The organism is Kribbella sp. NPDC058245, from assembly GCF_042882005.1.
Taxonomy (GTDB): Bacteria; Actinomycetota; Actinomycetes; order Propionibacteriales; family Kribbellaceae; genus Kribbella.
Genome location: NZ_JBHVWY010000006.1, coordinates 436,960 through 455,903, shown reverse-complemented (window position 1 = coordinate 455,903; position 18,944 = coordinate 436,960). Strand labels below are relative to the sequence as shown.

Below are 18,944 nucleotides of genomic sequence, written 5' to 3'. Positions count from 1 at the left end.
GAGGGATCCGACATGTCGTCCGACACGATCGGCGATGCCGAATTCGCCAAGCTGCAGCAGTCGGCGCGCGACCACCTGTGGATGCACTTCACCCGGATGTCGAGCTACGACACCGCCGAGGTGCCGGTGATCGTCCGCGGCGACGGCGCCTACATCTACGACGCCCACGGCAAGCGCTACCTGGACGCCCTGGCCGGCCTCTTCGTCAGCCAACTGGGCCACGGCCGCACCGAGCTCGCCGAAGCCGCCGCCAAGCAGGCGTCCGAGCTGGCCTTCTTCCCGCTCTGGTCGTACGCGCACCCGAAGTCGATCGAGCTCGCCGAGCGCGTGGCCGCTTATGCACCTGGTGATCTGAACCGGGTCTTCTTCACCAGCGGTGGCGGCGAGGCCGTCGAGACCGCGTGGAAGCTCGCGAAGCAGTACTTCAAGCTGACCGGCAAGCCGCAGAAGCACAAGGTCATCAGCCGCGCGATCGCGTACCACGGCACCACGCACGGCGCGCTGTCCATCACCGGGCTGCCCGACCTGAAGGCGCCGTTCGAGCCGCTGGTCCCGTCGACGTTCAGAGTGCCGAACACCAACTTCTACCGGGCACCCATTCACGCCGATGACGAGAAGGCCTTCGGCCGTTGGGCCGCCGACCAGATCGCCGTCGCCATCGAGAACGAAGGCCCGGCCACGGTCGCCGCCGTCTTCCTCGAGCCCGTGCAGAACGCCGGCGGCTGCTTCCCGCCGCCGCCCGGCTACTTCGAACGCGTCCGCGAGATCTGTGACGAGTACGACGTCCTGCTCGTCAGCGACGAGGTCATCTGCGCCTTCGGCCGCCTTGGCCACATGTTCGGCGCCGAACGCTACGGCTACCAGCCCGACATCATCACCTGTGCCAAAGGCATCACCTCCGGCTACTCACCCCTGGGCGCGGCCATCGCCACCGACCGCCTCTTCGAACCCTTCGCCAAGGGCGACACCACGTTCGCCCACGGCTACACCTTCGGTGGCCACCCCGTATCCGCCGCGGTCGCGCTGGCCAATCTGGACATCTTCGAGCGCGAAGGCATCAACGAGCACGTCCGGGATCACGAGGGGGACTTCCGGGCCACACTCGACAAGTTGCTCGACCTGCCCTTGGTCGGTGACGTCCGCGGCGCCGGCTTCTTCTACGGCATCGAACTCGTCAAAGACAAGTCCACCAAGGAAACCTTCAACGCCGACGAGTCCGAGCGTCTGCTCCGAGGTTTCCTCTCCAAAGCCCTCTTCGACGCCGGCCTCTACTGCCGGGCCGACGACCGCGGCGACCCCGTCATCCAACTCTCCCCACCCCTGATCTGCGACCAGTCCCACTTCGACGAGATCGAGCAGACCATCCGCGCAGTCCTGATAGAAGCCGAATCCAAGCTGTAGAAGGAGTTCTCCGGTTGCTCTCCGGCTAACGCCTGGCGGGATTGCCCTGCCGCGCACGAGATCGGCTGATCCCCTTCAGAGCGACGAAGGCGCCGGGGGGGCACCACGTGCACTCGCCGACTGGCGGTTCTCACGATTTGCGTGCAGCTACTGCCACAGACAGCCTGCCGAAAATTGAGGGGATCTCCAGTCAATGTGACCCTTCTCCCCTCTGGTCATATTTCGAGGGGAGAACCAGCAACTTGAGCGGAGCTCCCCTCATTTTCCGCGCAGCCCCACGGCCGGGTTCGCGGGCTTCAGGGGCGGTGGGCGAAGCCGGTTTCGTAGGCGACTACTACGGCTTGGACTCGGTCGCGGACGTTCAGTTTGGTGAGGACTCGGGCTACGTGGGTTTTGACGGTGGTCTCGGCTACTACGAGCTCGGCGGCGATCTCGGCGTTGGAGAGGCCGCGGGCGATCAGGCGCAGGACATCGCGTTCGCGTTCGGTCAGGGCGGTGAGTTCGGCGGGTAGGGCTTGTGGGGCGGTTGGTGCGACGAACTGTTCGACGAGGCGGCGGGTGATGGCTGGTTCGATCAGGGAGTCGCCGGTGGCTGCGGCTCGGACGGCTGCGATCAGGCGGGTTGCCGGGGAGTCCTTGAGGAGGAAGCCGGCCGCGCCGGCCCGGAGGGCTCGGTAGACGTACTCGTTCTGGTCGAAGGTTGTCAGCACGATGATGGTCGGCGGGTTCGGGCGCCGGCGGATCTCCTCGGTCGCGGACAGGCCGTCCAGCTCCGGCATCCGGATGTCCATCAGGATCACGTCCGGCTGGACCAGCTGCGCCTGCCGGATGGCCGCCGTACCGGTGTCGGCCTCGGCGACCACCTCGATGTCGCCCTCGGCCTCCAGGATCACCCGGAAGCCGGTGCGCACGAGGGTCTGGTCGTCGGCGACGAGCACACGGATCACACCGTGATTGTGCCCTCATCCGTACGGCGACCGCGTCATCCTCACGGAGGACGGGCGGACCAGAGAGTCGTCCTTGCGGCAGACGTGGACGACGGGCGCCGAAATCTACCTTCGCTGCATGGGTCAGGGAGGCCCGATGCGAAAGGACAATCCGATGAACGAGATCTTCAAGGGAATCCGGCCCCTCGACTACGTCCTGGCCGGGGTACTGACCGCGGCCGGCGTGTTCCTGATGTACGAGAACACCTCCGGGTCGAGCACGGACCTGGCCCATCCGCTCTCGACGACCACCGGAGCGATGATTCCGGCGTTCCTGCTGGTCACGCTGCCGATCCTCTGGCGCCGACGCAACATCCTCGGGGTCATCGCGATCACCGCCGTGACCACGCTGGCGCACGTTCTCGCGTTCGGCTGGATCACTCGGTGCGGTGTGCTCCTCCCGCTGGCGTTTGCTCTCGCGTACGGCGTCGCCCGGTTCGCGGGGTCGCTTCGGAACCACCTGATCGGGCTGGCCGGAATCGTCGTACTGGTGGTCGTGATGCTGGCCAGGGACGCCTCGATCGACACGGTCCTCGACGGCCTGATCATTGCCCTTCCGGGCACTGCGCTCTTCTACGGCATCGGTCTGCTCGTGCAGAATCGAGTCACCAAGCAGTCCGCGAGCATGGCCCCGGCCGACCAGCGTATGGCCGCCTGAGCAGTTGCTGCGAGGAGGAGCCGGCGATGGATGCGATCCAGCAGCAGCGAGGTCGGGGGATCAGGCCGGTCGACTGGCTCCTCGCGGGCGGGCTCACCGTGCTCGGTGCGCTCCTGATGCGGGAGAACGTGCAGATGTCCGACGCCGCGGTTCAGCAGGCCATCGCGGAGGGGTCGATGGTTCACGGGATGAGCTCGCATTCGCTCTGGATGATCCCGGTGTTCGCGGGTGCCACGGTTCCGGTGCTCTGGTGGCGGCGAGGCATCCTCGCCGTCACCGGCGTCTCGATCGCCGTGATGGCGTTGCACGTCGTCCTCTTCGGTTGGGTCACCCGCTGCGGTGCGGGTCTCCCGCTCGCCTTCGTTCTCACGTTCCTCGGAGCGTTGACGGCCAAGCGGTCGACAGCGTGGATCGTCTGCGGGCTCAACGTCGTACTGACCGGGCTGGTCCTGGTGGTCGACGCGACCACCGGCGCGGGCGCCATGCTGCTGGCCGAGCCGGTTGTGGTGATCGTCTTCGCCGTCGGGCTGGCGGCTCGGCATCGCAGCGTGCTGAATCAGGAACTCGCGAACCGTGAGGCGGAGCTGCGGCAGTTGCGTGACGAGCGTGCGGCGCTCGAGGTCGCGGACGACCGGGCCCGGCTGTCCCAGCAGCTCGACGGCCTCCTGCAGGACCGGCTCGGTGAGTTGACCACCGCTGCGGAGTCGGCCGACGGTCTTCCGCCGGCTGAGGCGAAGGTGGTGCTGGAGTCGATCGAGTCCGACAGCCGACGGACGTTGGACGACATGCGCGAGATCGTCGGGCTGTTGCGGGGTGACGATGTGGCGTTGGCACCGACGCCGACGGTCGCTCACCTCGACACCCTGCTCGCGCGACTGCGGACGACACACTCACGGTTGAGCGTGACGGGTGATCCGCGGTCGCTACCGGCCACGGTCGAGCTATCGGCGTACCGGATCGTTGAGCATCTGATCGCGGCGCTCGCCGATCATGCCGGTGCCCCGATCGAGGTCGCGGTGCGCTTCGAGGCTGATGCCCTGGAGATCCGGGTGAACGGGCAGGTGAATGAGAAAGCTGACCTGAAGGCTGCCGTGGCACGGGCGAAGGAGCGCGCGCGGCTGCTCGGGGGTTCGCTCGAGGTCAAGGTGAGCAAGGGCCGTGCCGGCGCCATTGCCCAACTGCCGGTCGTCGGCTGATCCGAGATGACGGCCGTGCGGAGGCTCGAGCAGTTGGCGATCGCGGCACTGGTGGTCGCAGCGATCGCGCTGCCGACGGCGTACCACGGCTGGCCCACGACTCTGATCGGCAACGTCTTCACCGCGTTGCTGCTCGGCTGCGGACTCACGCTGATCTGGTGGCGGACTCAGCCACGGCTCGTTGCCTTGCTCGGCGGGACGTTCTTGCTGGTGACTGCATTGCTTGGCAACTCCGGGTGGTTTCCGGATAGCGCGTTCGCGATCATCGCGCTGTTGACGCTGGTGGCTGCGCTGGGCTGGTCGGGCCGCGCCGCCTGGGTGGTGGCGGCGGGCCTGGTGGTCTACCTGTCGGTGCTTTGGCGGATTCTCGGCGACACCAGCGAGGTCGCGCTGGTGATGTTCAGCGTGCCGAGCTTCCTGGCTGGAACCGTCCTGCGGCTTCGCCGGGAGACGGCCGACGAGCTCGCGCGCCGGGGGCGCGAGCTCGAGGAGGAACGCGAACTGTTCGCGGAGATCGCCGTCCGCCATGAGCGGGCCCGGATCGCGTCCGAGCTGCACGACATCGTCGGGCACGCGATCAGCGTGATGGTCATCCAGGCCGCGGCGGGGCAACGGCTGATCGATCGCGACCCGGTCCAGGCCGAGCAGGTCTTCGCGGGGATCGCGGAGTCGGCGCGGCAGGGTCGTGACGACCTCCAGCGGCTCGTCGAGCTACTCGGCGGGACCGAGGTCGGCGGACCGGATCTGTCGCTGATCGGCGAGGTGGTGACGCGGGCCGCTCGTGGCGGACTCGATGTGTCGTGCCGCTTCGAAGGTGAACGCGACGGCTTCGCGGCGCCCACGGCTCACATCGCCTTCCGGGTGGTGCAGGAGAGCCTGACGAACGCCTTGCGGTACGCGCCCGGCGCCGCCGTACGGGTTCTGGTGAACGGGTCCGGTCGCGACCTGACGGTCAGCGTCGAGAACGATCACGCGACCCGTGAACACCCGCGGTTGGCGGGGACGGGTCGCGGGCTGGTCGGCTTGCGGGAACGCGTGCAGGACCTGGGTGGTCGGCTCGTCGCCGGACCGATCGCCGGTGGCGGCTGGCGGGTCGAGGCGACCCTTCCCGGCGGGCACTCCTAACTCAACATCGTGCGGCGTAAAGGCAGTTGCGATGGCAGCATGAAAGCGGGACAGTCGCCTCTATGCCAGCCATTGAGCCCCGCGATGCCGTCGACAACCCAGGGGACGAGACGGACCAGGGGACGATCCTCCGGGTCTACGACCAGCACGCGGCTGCGGAGTATGAGCGGCTGGGTCGCTCGCTGCTGCATCGAGTGGAGTTCGTTCTCACGGCCGAGTTGCTCGATGAGTTCGTCGTGCCAGGCGCCGAGGTTCTCGACGCAGGCTCTGGTCCTGGCCGGTACGCCGAGTATCTGCTCGGCAGGGGGTGCAGGGTGGGCCTGACCGACCTTTCGGCGGACTCGCTGCAACTGTTCGAGGAGCGGATCGAACCGCGACTGGCCGATCGGGTTCTGTTCTGCAGGCAAGGCACCGCAACGGACCTGGGGTGGTTGCCTTCGGGCTCGTTCGACGCGGTGCTGCTGATGGGACCGCTCTATCACCTCGTAGGGCACGACGAGCGTCGTACGGCGCTGCAGGAAGCCCGGCGCGTCCTGCGCCCCGGAGGAGTCCTGGTGGCCGCATACATCTCGCCGTACCGGCCTCTCATGCAGGCGGTCGAGGAGGGTGACCAACGCGAGGTCGAGCACCTTCGCGCTGGCGGCACGACGGTCCATCTGGGCATGCAGCAGCACCGGAGCTGGCCACGCGAGGCGCGCGCGGAGTTGGATGCGGCCGGCTTCGAGATCCTCCGGACGCGGAGCTTGCAAGGCCTTGCTGCACTGATGGACCGCGACACGATAGCTGCCCAGGACCCCGAGACGTTCTTCGCGATGCTCCGTGCCACGTGCGAGGTACCCGACTTGCTCGGGGCAACGTTGCACTTCGTCTGCGTCGCGCGTCGCCCGCCGGCCTGACCGGGCAGCCCCGTAGGGCGGGGCCACAGGGTTTCGGTGGGGGCGTTGACATCGTTGTACTGCGTGCGATGGTGGTGGTGCAGTCTTCCGCGTCCGCCCCCACTCTTTGCGGAGATCACATGCGAAAACTCTTTGCTGTGCTGGTTCCTCTCGCCCTTTTGCTGGGCCTTCCGGCGCCGGTCGCCGCGATCGCGGCGGATCATGCGCCGGCGACGATTCATACCGTGACGTTCGTCAACAACTCCGGGCAGACCTTGTGGGTCGGGGCTGCGGTGAACGCGGACAGTTCGGTCAACATGAGCGGGCTGCCGACGTTGGCCAACGGGCAGTCGGCGACTGTCACGATTCCGGAGGGTGCTTGGCCTTATCACTGGCGGGGGAAGTTCTTCGGTCGCCAGGGATGTACCGGGCAGTCCGGGTCCACGTTCAAATGCGCGGTGGGGGACTGCGGTCCGTATGCGGATCGGTGCAGTCTGGGTGAACAGCCGACGAGTTTGGCGGAGTTCAACTTCGATCAGAACGACGGCCTCGCCCCTTGGTACAACGTCAGCTATGTGAATGCGTTCTCGGTGCCGATCACGATTCGCGCCAACAACGCGCAGGGGTCACCACCTGAGTGCGAGACGATGGGGTGTCCCGAGAACCTGTTGCCCTATTGCCCGCAGGTCAACAAGCGGGTCGGCACGAACGGCACCACGCCGTACTGCCTGAATCTCGATCGCGACCACAAGACGCCGTACAGCGACGCTCTGAGCTCGCGGTGCCCGAAGGCCTACGCATGGTCCAAGCAGGACGCGGAAGGCGGGAACCAGACCGTGCGTCAGTGCCGCAACTGCAGCGGCTTCACGGTCACCTTCCACGCCGTGTAGTCACTCAGTCGGCTCGTCCTCCTGGTCCGCGCCCCCGGCCGGGAGGACGAGCTTCCCGTGCGCGTGGCTGCGACCGCCATCACCCACCAAGTGCGCGACACGCCGAGCGAACGGGGTGATCTGTCGGCGTGTCGCGAAGTTGGACGGTGATGGCGGTCCGCGTTCAGAAGTCGAAGCCGAGGCCTAGGCGGTCGAGGGTGCGCAGCCAGAGGTTGCGGTGGCCGGCGTGGGCGTCGGCTTGGGACATCGACCAGCGGGTCAGATGGATGCCGACCGAGCGGATGGGTTCGGGCGGGAAGGGGAGCGGGCGGGTGCGGACCATCTGGAGGGCGGTGCGCTCGGTCTGCTCGCGGTACAGGTGGTCGAGGATCACGTCGGCGCCGAAGCGAGTAGCGGCTACACCTAGGCCGGTGTAGCCGAGGGCGTAAGCGGTGCGCCCCGCGTGCGCCGTACCGAAGAAGGCGCAGAAGCGGGTGCTGGTGTCGATCACGCCGCCCCAGCGGTGGGTGAAGCGGAGGCCTTCCAACTGCGGGAAGGTCGTGAAGAAGTGTTCGGCGAGCATCGAGTGGATGGACGCCCGTTGCTCGTACGCCGGATTGATCCGGCTGCCGAAGTGGTAGAGCGGGGTGTATCCGCCCCAGATGATCCGGTTGTCGCGGGTGAGTCGGTAGTAGTGGAACAGGTTCGATGCGTCGCCGACGCCCTGGCGGTTCTGCCAACCGATGCTGGCGAGCTGCGTCTCCGACAGCGGTTCACTAGCTAGAACCAGGTCATAGACAGGAACGGTGAACAGCCGCAGGCGACGCAGCAGAGATGGGAACGCATTCGTAGCGAGCGCGATTCGGCTCGCCCGCACCGATCCCGACACGGTTGTGAGCCGTCCGGAATGGATTGCAGTGACTCGCGTGTATTCATGGATGCGAACGCCGAGGTCCAGGCAGGCCTGTCGCAGCCCCCACGCCAACCGCGCAGGCTCGACGAGTGCGGTGGCGTGTGGATCGGACAGCGCGCCGAGATACGTGGGCGAGTTGAGCTCCGCCCGTACGGCGTCCTGATCCAGCAGCACGGATCCTGGCCGGGTCGACACCTCCTCGGCCAGTTCGGCCAGGTGATGAGGTGAGGTGGCGACCGTCAGTTCGCCGGTACGGCGCCAGTCGCAGTCGATCCCGAGTCGGGCGATCGTGGCACCGATCGCGTCCAGGTTCTCGTTGCCGAGCCGCTCGATCGTGGGTAGTTCGTCGGGCCAGCGGGCCAATCCGTTGCCGTATCCGTGGGTGAGACTCGCGTCGCAGAATCCGCCATTTCGGCCACTCGCCGCAGAACCGCAGGTGTTGGCCTCCAGCAGAACGACGTCCAGGTTGGGGAAGCGTTCCTTGGCCCGGAATGCCGTCCACAGACCTGTATAGCCACCGCCGACGATCGCGAGGTCGGCGGTGATCGGGCCGGTGAGCGGAGGCATCGGGTCGGGCGCGGCGGGGTCGTCGAGCCAGAACACCTCGGGCGCGGCATCCGCCAGCGCCGGGTGCTCCACCCCGGGCATCATCTCCGGGCCCGGCTGCGGCGAGCGACCTCACCACCGAGGACGAAGATGAGGGCGAGCAGGAACATCGCCGTACCGACGACGTTGATCTGTGGCGGGATGTCGCGTTGGGCCGAACCCCAGACGTACATCGGGAACGTCACCGTGGTTCCGGCGTTCAGGTTCGTGATGATGAAGTCGTCGAACGACAGCGAGAAGCTCAGCAGCGCGGCCGCCATGATGCCGGGGAACACGAGCGGGAACGTGACCCGCCAGAACGTCTGCCACTCGTTCGCGTACAGGTCCATCGCCGCTTGTTCCAGCCGGCCGTCCATCCCGGCGAGCCGCGCCTTCACGGTCACCACCACGAACGACAGGCAGAACATCACGTGCGCGATCAGGATCGTCCAGAACCCGAGCTTGCCGCCGAACCCGCTCGACACGAACAGCGCCAGCAAGGACGATCCCAACACGATCTCGGGCGACGCCATCGGCAGGAAGATGAACAGGTTCGTCGCCGACCGCCCGCGGAACCGGTGCCGCACCATCGCGAACGCCATCAGCGTTCCCAGCGCGGTCGCCACAACCGTGGCAAGCAATCCGATCCGTAGCGACGTGCTGACCGCGTCACACAGTCCATAGGGCTGGCACGGATGCAGCCAGTTGTCCCAGGTGAACCCGTCGAACGTGTACGACAGCCGGCCCTTCGGCTTGTTGAACGACATCAGCATCACGACGACGATCGGCGCGAACAGGTACAGCAGCACGATGAGCCCCAGCACCATCACCAGGTGCCGGCCGATGAACCGCCCGAGACGCGTCATACGAGCTCATCCGTTCCAGCGCGGCGGACGTAGATCAGGACCAGTACGACGATCGCCGCCATCAGCGTCACAGACAGCGCGGCCGCGGTCGGGTAGGCGCCGGCTGCGAACAGGCGCTGAATGTCGTTGCCGATCATCCGCTGCTTCGGCGTACCGAGGAGCTGGGCATTGATGTAGTCACCGGCAGCCGGGATGAACGTGAGCAGCGTGCCCGCGACCACTCCCGGCATCGACAACGGCAGCGTGACCACCCGGAAGGTCGTCATCGGCCCCGCGAACAGATCGCCACCGGCCTCGATGAGGCGCCGGTCGATCTTCTCCAGACTCGCGTACAGCGGCAGCACCATGAACGGCAGGAAGTTGTACGTCAGGCCAGTCACCACCGCGGCCGTTGTCGCCAGCAACCGTCCGTCCGGTCCGAGGAGGTGCAGCCACTGCAACGTGCCCACGACGAACCCGTTGTCGCTCAGCAGCAGCTTCCAGGACAGCGTGCGGATCAGGAAGCTGGTGAAGAACGGCGCGATCACGAGTGCGAGCATCAGGTTCTTCCAGCGCCCGGCCTTCATCGCGATCGCGTAGGCGAGCGGGTACCCGAGCAGCAGGCAGAATGCCGTTGTCAGCAAGGCATACCAGAGCGAGCGCAGGAACGGCCGGGCGTAGTCGGCCATCGTCGTACCGAAGTTCTGCCAGTGCCAGGTCATCGAGAAACCGTTCTCGATCGACCCGTTCGGATCGTACAAACTTGCTGCTAGCAACGAAACCAGCGGGACGACGAAGAACAGCAGCAGCCAGAGCCCGCCCGGGAGCAACAGCAGGTACGCCGTCAGTCGCCGCCCGGACCGTTCGGGTGGCGGAGCGGGGGCCGCCTGACTCGCGGCGCCCAGCTGACCGACGGCGCTCATTCCACCTCCTCGACCCCGGCCAACGCATCCTGCGCGGCATCGAGCACGAAGCTGTGAGCCGGTCGCCAATGGAGGTCGACCCGGTCGCCGGCCGCGAACGCGTCGCGGGCGCCGGTGTTCTGCTCGAAGACCGTGAGCTCCTGCCCCCACGGGAGCTTCGCCAGGTACTGCGTGCTGACACCGACGTAACTGACATCCGTGACGACCGCACCGCGGAGCTGGTTCACGCCATCGCCCTCGTCCGAGCCGGCCGCGGCGAGGAACACCTTCTCCGGCCGGATCCCCAGCCAGACCTCGCCTTCGCTGACCCGGCAGCGCGCCGATGGGACGATCACCTTACGACCCTGGACCTCGACGATCAGGTTCTGATCGGAGTGGCCGATGATCGCGCCGCGGATCAGATTCGACTGGCCGAGGAAGTTCGCCACGAACGTGGTGGCCGGCAGGTCGTACAGCTCGGTCGGACTACCCAGCTGCTCGATCCGGCCGCCGTTCATCACCGCGATCGTGTCGGCCATCGTCATAGCCTCTTCCTGGTCGTGCGTGACGTGCACGAACGTGATGCCGACCTCGGTCTGGATCCGCTTCAGCTCCAGCTGCATCTGGCGGCGAAGCTTGAGGTCGAGCGCACCGAGCGGTTCGTCGAGGAGCAGCACCTGCGGCCGGTTGATCAGCGCGCGAGCCAGGGCGACTCGTTGCTGCTGGCCACCAGATAGTTGCCCGGGGCGCCGTTTCCCGTAGTCGTTGAGCTCGACCAGGTCGAGCATCTCCTGGACCTTCGGCTTGAAATCCTTGATCTTGCGGCGTTTCAGGCCGAAGGCAACGTTCTCGAAGATGTCGAGATGCGGGAACAGTGCGTAGTTCTGGAAGACTGTGTTCACCGGGCGCTTGTACGGGCGCAGGCCGGTGATCTCGTCGTCGCCGAGCCGGATGGTCCCGGCGGTCGGCTCCTCCAGACCGGCGATCATCCGCAGCGTCGTCGTCTTTCCGCAACCGGACGGACCGAGCAACGCGAAGAACGTCCCGGCGGGAACCGTCAGGTCCAGGTCGTCGACGGCGAGGTGACCCGCAAATTGCTTGCTGATGCCGGTGAGGACCAGGTCCCCCGACCGGGGCGGTGGGGTGGGGTCGGCAATGTTGACAGTCATCTATCAGCCCCCGATCGCGAGGTTGAAGTCGGTCTCGTAGAGCTTCGCCTTGGCCGTGTCCAGCGGCATGAACGACGACGTCTTCGAGAGCATGTCCTGGTCGGGGAAGACCAGCGGGTTGTCGACCAGGTCGGGGTCGATCTTCTCCATCTCCTGCCGGGCGCCGTCGACCGGACAGATGTAGTTCACCCAGGCGGCCAGCGTGGCCGCGACCTCCGGGTCGTAGTAGTAGTTCATCAAGGCTTCGGCGTTCGCCTTGTGGGTCGCCTTGTTCGGCACCAGCATGTTGTCCGACCAGAGGTTGAGGCCCTCTTCCGGTACGACGAACTTGATGTCGGGGTTGTCCGCCTGGAGCGCGAGCACGTCACCCGACCACGCCATACAGGCGGAGATGTTGCCGTCGTTCAGATCCTGGACGTAGTCGTTCCCGGTGAACTTCCGGATCTGACCGGAGCCGACGGCGTCCTCGAGCTTCTGCAGCGCCTTGCTCCACTCGGCGTCGTTGAACTTGCTCGGGTCGGCGCCGACGAGGCGGAGCATGAACGCCATCGTGTCGGGCATCTCCGACAGGAGGGTGATCTTGCCCTTGAACTCGTCTTTGCTCAGCAGGTCGGCGTAGCTGCCGACGCCCTTGGTCACCTTCGCGTTGTAAGCGATGCCGGTCAGCCCGCTCTGCCACGGCACGCTGTAGTCGCGATGCGGGTCCCAGCTCGGCGACTTGAGCTGCTTGAGCAGATGCTTTTCGACGTTCGGTACGGCGGCGTGGTCGAGCTTCTGCAGCCAGCCGAGGTTCACCATCCGGCCGGCCATCCAGTCGGTCAGCACGAAGATGTCGCGGCCGGTGGGCTGGCACGAGCCGAGCTGGTCGCGGACCTTGGCGTAGAACTCGGAGTTGTCGTTGACGTCGGCGGTGTAGGTGACCTGGATACCGGACTTCTTCTGGAACGCGTCCAGCGTCGGCAGCACCGTCTTGCCGTTGACCTTCTCGTCGGACTCGTCCATATAGCTCGGCCAGTTCGAGAAGTTCAGCGCCTTCTGCGTCCCTGACTGATCGGTGCTGAGGCACTGGTCCGCACTCTGCCGCGCCGGCGGGATACCGCACGCGGCCAGTGCGCCCGCACCCAGCGCACCCAGGCCCAGACCGCGCAGAACTGCCCGACGGCCGACGACCGGGGTAGGACGAGTTCGCACTGGAACCTCCCAAAGGCATGCCATCTCAAACGGCACTGACGCGGTGGATACTGTCAAACCTCTGGGATCGAGACAAGGGATTCCGTAGCAAACTTGGATTTTCACAACGAATTCCGATTCGGTAGCTTGCCTGTGCCCCGGTTTCGCTGACAGGATCACCGGGTGGCAGTACGAACGGGGCACCCCGAGAAGAACCAAGGTCTGCTCGACGAGACCTCGAAAGCGATCATCGAACAGCTGCAGGTCGACGGGCGACGCTCGTACGCCGCGATCGGTAAAGCGGTCGGGCTGTCCGAGGCCGCCGTCCGGCAGCGCGTCCAGCGCCTGACCGACGCCGGCGTGATGCAGGTGGTCGCGGTCACCGATCCGCTCGAGCTCGGCTTCGACCGGCAGGCGATGATCGGGATCAAGGCCGAGGGCGCGCTGGAACCGATCGCGGATCAACTGGCGGCGATGGACGAGGTCGAGTACGTCGTGATCACGGCCGGCTCGTTCGACCTCCTGATCGAGGTGCTGTGCGAGAGCGACGAGCACCTGCTGCAGGTGCTGTCCGAGCGCGTCCGCCAGATCGAGGGCGTCAAGAGCACGGAATCATTCGTGTATCTGAAACTCGTCAAGCAGACGTACTCATGGGGCGTCCGCTGAACCTCTGGAGCTCCGATCCGCAGGTGACCCGATCCCCGTTAGCTGGGGACCGGGACGCCGACGTGGTGATCGTCGGCGCCGGGTACACCGGGTTGTGGACGGCGTACTACCTGGCGAAAGCCGACCCGTCGCTGCGGATCGTCGTACTGGAGAAGGAGGCCGTCGGGTTCGGGGCATCCGGACGCAACGGTGGGTGGTGCTCAGCGCTGTTCCCGGCATCGGCACGGAAGCTGGCCGCGCTGCCGGGGTCGAGCCGGTCGGCGGCGATCGACATGCACCGGGCCATGCAGGATTCGGTCAACGAGGTCGGTCTGGTCAGCGCCCGCGAGGGGATCGACTGCGACTATCACAAGGGCGGCACGATCGTGCTAGCTCGCTCCGCGGCACAACTCGCCCGGGCGCGAGCTGAGGTGGCGGAGGCCCACGAGTGGGGTCCGGGTGATCTGCGGTTCCTCTCACGGGACGAGGTCGAGCAGCAGGTGCGCGCGACAAAGGTGCTGGGGGCAACGTTCACTCCACACTGCGCGGTCATCCATCCCGGCAAGCTGGTCAGGGGATTAGCCGCGGTCGTCGAGGACCTCGGCGTGACGATCCACGAGCAGACGCCAGTCACCTCCCTTGAGAGCGGACGAGCCATCACCCCGTACGGCGTGGTGCGGGCGGACGTCGTCGTACGGGCGACCGAGGGCTTCACGCCAGGACGGGTGGTCGCTCCGGTGTACTCGTTGGTGGTGGCAACTGAGCCGCTGAGCGACGCCACCTGGGAGCGGATCGGGCTGGCGGATCGGCCGTCGTTCTCCGATCACCGGCATCTGATCATCTATGGGCAACGGACGGCGGATGGGCGGTTGGTGTTCGGCGGACGCGGAGCGCCGTACCACTTCCGGTCGCGGGTGCAACCGTCGTACGACTCGGAGCCTCGGGTGTTCGCCAAGCTGCAGGCGACGCTGCGGGACCTCTTCGGACTGTCGGACGTGCAGTTCACGCATGCGTGGGGCGGCGCGCTCGGCGTACCGCGTGATTGGTGCGCGTCGGTCGGCCTGGAAGGTGGGCTGGCATGGGCTGGTGGGTACGTCGGCGACGGCGTCAGTACGACGAACCTCGCGGGCCGCACGTTGACCGACCTCATCCTCCGTCGCGACACCGCGCTGACCCGCCTCCCCTGGGTCGGTCATCACTCCCGCCACTGGGAACCCGAGCCCTTCCGCTGGCTAGGCATCAACGCGGGCCTCCGCGCCATGACCCTCGCCGACGCCGAAGAACGCCTGACCCACCGCAACAGCCAAATAGCCCGCCTGATGTCCCCCCTCCTCGGCCACTGACCCAAGCCGATTTCCCCCCACCCGCGCACTCCCGCCGGGCGCTGGCGCCATTTCAGGGGATATCCCCTCAAAGTCCCGGTTCTCCCGTCAAAATTTGAGCAGAGAAGGGTCAACCTCAGGGGAGATCCGTTCAAATTCCGGTACGCCGAGGGGCGGGGCGCGCCGCGGCGTGAACAGGAACCGGCGGCCCCGAGCGGCCGCGGACCTTGACTCAGCCCCGCCCGCCCTCACCCAGAACCGCGGTCGGACGCCCGAGTCCGCCCGCCCGGCGGCTAGCGCCATTTCAGGGGATCTCCCCTCAAAGTGCCGGTTCTCCCCCCAAAATTTGAGCAGAGAAGGGTCAACCCGAAGGGATATCCGTTCAAATTCCGGTACGCCGAGGTGGGGCGCGCCGCGGGAACTACTCGGCGGCAACGGGTTCGCGCGGACTACTCGGCGACCACAGGTTCCCGTTGGAGGGTTGCGAGGGGGTGGCCGGTTAGGTGGAGGGTGGGGTTCAGCCAGTCGTTGAGGATGGGGGCTGAGGTGGCTAGGTGGTTGGCGAGTTCGGTGCGGCTTAGTTCGAAGACGTGGGCCGGGTTGCCGGTGAGGTCTACGACGGTTTGCATGAGGCGGCTGGCTTGTTCGTCCCAGAGGGGGTCGCCGGTGTCTACCTCGTCGGGGCGGATGAGGAGGAGCTCGACGTCGCTCTCGAGGTCGCCGTCGTCGCGGGCGAGGGCGCCGTACAGGCTGGCGTGCACGGGGCGGATGCGCCAGGAGTCGAGTTCGTCGGCGATGCGGGTGATGAGGGCGGTGCGGAGGTCGGCGAGGAACTCGACGACGGGGGCCGCGAGGTGTTTGCGGTTCAGGCGGTAGAGGAGCGAGTTGCCGGCGTCGTCGACGTGGACGAGGCCGGTGGCGGCGAGGCGCTGGAGGACCAGGCGGACGCCGGCCACGCTGCCCTGACCTGCGAGTTTGTGGATCTGGCGGCCCGACAGGCCTTCGTCGGCGCGGGCCAGGACCTGGAGGACCGGGCCGTCCAGGGAGGGGATCACGGTGCTGATCGGCAACTTCAGGTCCATGACGAGACCCTAGTAACCGATCAGCTCCACAGAGTAATCATCCTGACGTTGCAACTTCCTGAGCTCCACCTTGAGCACCCCTCAACCACGAATCGGCTCCGCGAGTGGTTGGTGGGTGCACAAAGTCAGCCTTTGACGGCTCCGGTGAGGCCGTTGACGATGTAGCGCTGGAAGAGGAGAGCGAGCAGTACGGGTGGTAGCGCGGCCAGGACACCGCCGGCGGCTACCAGGCCGAAGTCGGAGGAGAATTTGCCGGTGAACTCGGCGATCGCGACCGGGATGGTCTTGGAGTTCGTGGTCGAGGTGAAGATCAGTGAGTAGAGGAACTCGTCCCAGGCGAGCAGGAAGCCGAACATCGCAGTCGCGACGATCCCCGGACGAGCGAGCGGGAGCACGATCCGGACCAGGGCTCCTAGCCGTGAGCAACCGTCGACGCGGGCTGCGTCTTCGAGTTCGGCGGGGAGGCTGAGGTAGAAGTTGCTCATCGTCCACAGGCAGAACGGCGTGACGATCGAGCAGTAGGTGATGATCAGGCCGAGCTGGGTGTCCAGGAGCTGCAGGTTCGCCAGCGCGAGATAGAGCGGGATCACCAGCGCGATCGGCGGCAGCATGTAGATCGCCAGGAATGCGAACAACGTCGTACGGCGAAAACGGAATCGCAACCGTGCAAAGGCGTACCCACCGAGACAGCCGACAACCAGCGAAATGATCGTCGTCGCGGAGGCGACCACCAGGCTGTTCAGCATCGAGACGCGGAAGGTCCCGGCGATCCCGTCGGCACCCGACGTGAAGATGTCTTGATAGCGCGACAGCGTCGGATGCGACGGTAAGAGCGAGCCGTTGTTCAGCTCGTCGGCCGGGGACAGGCTCGAGATGACCAGCCAGCTGAACGGCGCCAGTACGACGACCGCCAGCAGACCGCACATCGCGTATTGGAACTTGCGCATCAGACCCCCGCCAACTGGTTCTGCCGAAGGACACGGAGGTAGAACATCGCCAGCGCGCCGACCGCGATCACGATCAGGTAAGCGAGCGCAGCGCCGTACCCGAAGAGCTGGTTCGAGAACGCTTGCAGATACGTGTAGAAGGCGACCGTCTGTGTACCGGAGGCAGGTCCACCGCCGGTCATCACATAGACGATGTCGAACACCTTGAACGCCTCGATCGTGCGCAGGACCAGGACGACCGCGATGCTCGGCTTCAGCAGCGGTACGACGATCTGCCAGAAGGTTCGCCAGGTGGACGCGCCGTCCACCACCGCCGCCTCGCGCAGCTCACCGGGGATCGTCTGCAGACCGGCGAGCAGGAAGAACGCGACGATCGAGGTGTTCTTCCAGACGTCGGCGACGATCACCATGTTGAGCGCCAGGAACGGCGAACCCAGCCACTGGATCTCCGTGCCGAGCAGCTGGTTCAGGACGCCGTACTGGCCGTTGTCGATCCAGCGCCACAACGCGCCGTTGACGATCGTCGGCAGGGCCCACGGAAGCACGACCAGACTGCGCCACAACCACTTGAACCGAAGTGGTGCGTTGAGCAGCAGAGCCACGCCCATCCCGAGCACCAGTTCGGCCGCGGTCGACACGAGTGTGAAGTACGCCGTGTGGCCGAGCACCGGATAGAACGACGGGTCGCTGAAGACCTTGGTGTAGTTGCTCAGCCCGGCGAACGGATAGCTGCCGGGCATCGCGCTGTCGACCTTGTAGAAGGACATCAGCAGCGTCCGGAGCACGGGGTAGAGCACCACACCGAAGACGACTATTGCCGCGGGCAACAAAAGGAACAGCGCGAACCGTCCCTCACCGCGGACCCGCACCGGCTTCACGACTGCAGCAGGCTGTTCGCCTTGTCGGCCGCGTCGTCGAGCGCCTTCTGCGCCGGCTTGCGCCCGAGCAGTGCGTTCTGGAGCTCGGCCTGCAGAACCTGCGACATCGCGTTGTAATTGCGAGCTTGCGGCCGCAGGATCAGGTCGTCCAGCTGCTTCTTCGCCTGCGGTACGACGGCCGGGTTGGTCTTCACGACCGCGGGATCGTCGTACGACGACGTCCAGACCGGGAGCGAATCGAGCGCGTACTTGTCCTGCTCGGGCTGGCTGGTCAGGTGCGAGATGTACTTGAACGCGGCCGCCTGGTTCTTGCTGCCCGCGGTCACGCACAGCGCCATCCCGCCGTTGACACCCGGCCGCCCCGCGCTGCCCTTCGGCGTCTGCGCGACCTTGACCTTGCCGGCGATCTTGCTCTGCTTCGCGTCGTTGGCCGCGCCGTACATGTAGGTCCAGTTGAGCACCATGCTCGCCTGGCCGGCCTGGAAGACGCGCTGTACGTCGGCCTCTAGCGACTGCGTCGACGCCGGGTTGCTCAGCCCGTCGACGATCGTCTGCCGCATGAACTCCAACGCCTGGACCCCTCCACCGGCGTTGAAGGCGGCCTTGCCCGAGTCGTCGAGGAACTTGCCACCCATCGCGCCGAGCAGCTGCGCGTAGTCGCAGACCAGCGCCTCGGCCTGCTGCCAGGACCAGATGAACGGGTACTTCACGACACCCGACGTCTTCAGCTTCCGGGCACCCTGGAGGACGCCGTCCCAGGTGTCGAGCCACTGCGGGTTCACACCGGCGGCCTGGAGATGCGTGTCGTTGTAGAAGAAGTACTTGGTGTCCATGATCCACGGGACGCCGTACAGCTTCTTGTCGTACTCCGCGGTCGCGATCGCACCGGCGAGCATGTCGGTCTTCCATTCACCGGCCCACTGCCCGGTCACATCCGTGATCATCTTCTTACTGCCGAACTCGGCCGGCCAGATGACGTCGATCAGCACCACGTCGTACGTGCCGGCCGGGCCGGCGGCGACGATCTTGTCGTGCAGCGCCTCGTAGGCGACGAACTCCGGCGTCACCTTGATGCCGGGGTTCGCGGATGTGAACGCGGCCGTCATCTTGGTGACGTCGTCCTCGGTGTACGCCGCCTGTTTCATGAACAGCGCCCGGATCTCGCCGCTGCTGCCGCTGCCCTGGTCCCCCGTGGTCGCGCCCTTGCCCCCGCTGCACGCGGCCAGCAAGGCCGCCAGTCCGGCCCCACCGGCCGTCTTCAGTACGGTCCGCCTGTCGATCGCCACCATTGCCCCACTCCAGGTCTTTTATTTGTTAGGCAACTTTCCTAACATACGGGCAGTATTATCAGGGCCGACGAGGGAGTCAAGAAGTCC

18 protein-coding genes are annotated in these 18,944 nt (G+C 66.3%); 8 read left to right on the top strand and 10 right to left on the bottom strand.

The genetic code is table 11. The annotated features are described in order from the left end of the window. Positions 1-12: 12 nt before the first annotated feature. Positions 13-1,401 (top strand): aspartate aminotransferase family protein, encoded by a 1,389-nt coding sequence (locus tag ACFVWG_RS17220; RefSeq protein ID WP_391544264.1) that lies wholly within the window; start codon positions 13-15, stop codon positions 1,399-1,401. Positions 1,402-1,697: 296 nt separating this feature from the next. Here ACFVWG_RS17220 and ACFVWG_RS17215 read toward each other — a convergent pair whose 3' ends face one another. Further along, entirely contained in the window at positions 1,698-2,348 is a 651-nt protein-coding gene (locus ACFVWG_RS17215) for a response regulator (RefSeq protein ID WP_391544263.1), read from the bottom strand. Positions 2,349-2,484: 136 nt separating this feature from the next. Between ACFVWG_RS17215 and ACFVWG_RS17210 the strand changes: the two genes are divergently transcribed. The 5 genes from ACFVWG_RS17210 (at position 2,485) to ACFVWG_RS17190 (ending at position 7,131) form a co-directional block, all read left to right on the top strand. Then, positions 2,485-3,045, top strand: coding sequence for a hypothetical protein (locus ACFVWG_RS17210; RefSeq protein ID WP_391544262.1), 561 nt, complete (start codon positions 2,485-2,487; stop codon positions 3,043-3,045). A 26-nt stretch (positions 3,046-3,071) separates the two neighbouring features. Continuing rightward, positions 3,072-4,241, top strand: coding sequence for a sensor histidine kinase (locus ACFVWG_RS17205; RefSeq protein WP_391544261.1), 1,170 nt, complete (start codon positions 3,072-3,074; stop codon positions 4,239-4,241). Positions 4,242-4,256: 15 nt separating this feature from the next. After that, complete coding sequence (locus ACFVWG_RS17200; RefSeq protein WP_391544260.1) at positions 4,257-5,366, top strand: sensor histidine kinase; 1,110 nt, start codon at positions 4,257-4,259, stop codon at positions 5,364-5,366. A 62-nt stretch (positions 5,367-5,428) separates the two neighbouring features. After that, positions 5,429-6,262, top strand: coding sequence for a class I SAM-dependent methyltransferase (locus ACFVWG_RS17195; RefSeq protein WP_391544259.1), 834 nt, complete (start codon positions 5,429-5,431; stop codon positions 6,260-6,262). A 119-nt stretch (positions 6,263-6,381) separates the two neighbouring features. Further along, positions 6,382-7,131, top strand: a complete 750-nt coding sequence (locus ACFVWG_RS17190) for a thaumatin family protein (RefSeq protein WP_391544258.1) — start codon at positions 6,382-6,384, stop codon at positions 7,129-7,131. Positions 7,132-7,294: 163 nt separating this feature from the next. On the opposite strand, the gene ACFVWG_RS17185 is transcribed toward ACFVWG_RS17190, so the two are convergent. The 5 genes from ACFVWG_RS17185 to ACFVWG_RS17165 are packed head-to-tail and all read right to left on the bottom strand — an operon-like array spanning position 7,295 to position 12,715. Beyond that, the gene (locus ACFVWG_RS17185) at positions 7,295-8,662 is read right to left on the bottom strand and encodes an NAD(P)/FAD-dependent oxidoreductase (RefSeq protein ID WP_391544257.1); all 1,368 of its coding nucleotides are present in this window, start codon (positions 8,660-8,662) and stop codon (positions 7,295-7,297) included. Positions 8,663-8,670: 8 nt separating this feature from the next. Then, positions 8,671-9,474, bottom strand: coding sequence for an ABC transporter permease (locus ACFVWG_RS17180; RefSeq protein ID WP_391544256.1), 804 nt, complete (start codon positions 9,472-9,474; stop codon positions 8,671-8,673). Beyond that, complete coding sequence (locus ACFVWG_RS17175; RefSeq protein ID WP_391544255.1) at positions 9,471-10,376, bottom strand: ABC transporter permease; 906 nt, start codon at positions 10,374-10,376, stop codon at positions 9,471-9,473. Before ACFVWG_RS17175 ends, ACFVWG_RS17180 begins: the two co-directional genes overlap by 4 nt. Continuing rightward, positions 10,373-11,524, bottom strand: a complete 1,152-nt coding sequence (locus ACFVWG_RS17170; RefSeq protein ID WP_391544254.1) for an ABC transporter ATP-binding protein — start codon at positions 11,522-11,524, stop codon at positions 10,373-10,375. Before ACFVWG_RS17170 ends, ACFVWG_RS17175 begins: the two co-directional genes overlap by 4 nt. 3 nt (positions 11,525-11,527) lie before the next feature. Continuing rightward, complete coding sequence (locus ACFVWG_RS17165; protein ID WP_391544253.1) at positions 11,528-12,715, bottom strand: spermidine/putrescine ABC transporter substrate-binding protein; 1,188 nt, start codon at positions 12,713-12,715, stop codon at positions 11,528-11,530. A gap of 162 nt (positions 12,716-12,877) precedes the next feature. On the opposite strand from ACFVWG_RS17165, the gene ACFVWG_RS17160 reads away from it, so the two are divergent. Together ACFVWG_RS17160 and ACFVWG_RS17155 are read left to right on the top strand one after the other, a co-directional pair. Continuing rightward, complete coding sequence (locus ACFVWG_RS17160; protein ID WP_238161510.1) at positions 12,878-13,360, top strand: Lrp/AsnC family transcriptional regulator; 483 nt, start codon at positions 12,878-12,880, stop codon at positions 13,358-13,360. Then, positions 13,345-14,682, top strand: a complete 1,338-nt coding sequence (locus ACFVWG_RS17155; protein WP_391544252.1) for an NAD(P)/FAD-dependent oxidoreductase — start codon at positions 13,345-13,347, stop codon at positions 14,680-14,682. The genes ACFVWG_RS17160 and ACFVWG_RS17155 overlap by 16 nt, the downstream gene beginning before the upstream one ends. Positions 14,683-15,110: 428 nt before the next feature. Here the strand turns inward: ACFVWG_RS17155 and ACFVWG_RS17150 are convergent, their stop codons facing one another. The 4 genes from ACFVWG_RS17150 to ACFVWG_RS17135 form a co-directional block, all read right to left on the bottom strand. Then, a complete protein-coding gene (locus ACFVWG_RS17150; protein WP_391544251.1) occupies positions 15,111-15,743 on the bottom strand; it encodes a hypothetical protein in 633 nt (210 codons plus the stop codon). Positions 15,744-15,868: 125 nt separating this feature from the next. Then, positions 15,869-16,690 carry a carbohydrate ABC transporter permease gene (locus ACFVWG_RS17145; protein ID WP_391544250.1) on the bottom strand — a complete coding sequence of 274 codons (822 nt, stop codon included), beginning with the start codon at positions 16,688-16,690 and terminating at the stop codon, positions 15,869-15,871. Then, entirely contained in the window at positions 16,690-17,568 is an 879-nt protein-coding gene (locus ACFVWG_RS17140; RefSeq protein ID WP_391544249.1) for a carbohydrate ABC transporter permease, read from the bottom strand. Before ACFVWG_RS17140 ends, ACFVWG_RS17145 begins: the two co-directional genes overlap by 1 nt. After that, entirely contained in the window at positions 17,565-18,854 is a 1,290-nt protein-coding gene (locus ACFVWG_RS17135; protein ID WP_391544248.1) for an extracellular solute-binding protein, read from the bottom strand. The genes ACFVWG_RS17140 and ACFVWG_RS17135 overlap by 4 nt, the downstream gene beginning before the upstream one ends. Positions 18,855-18,944: the final 90 nt, after the last annotated feature.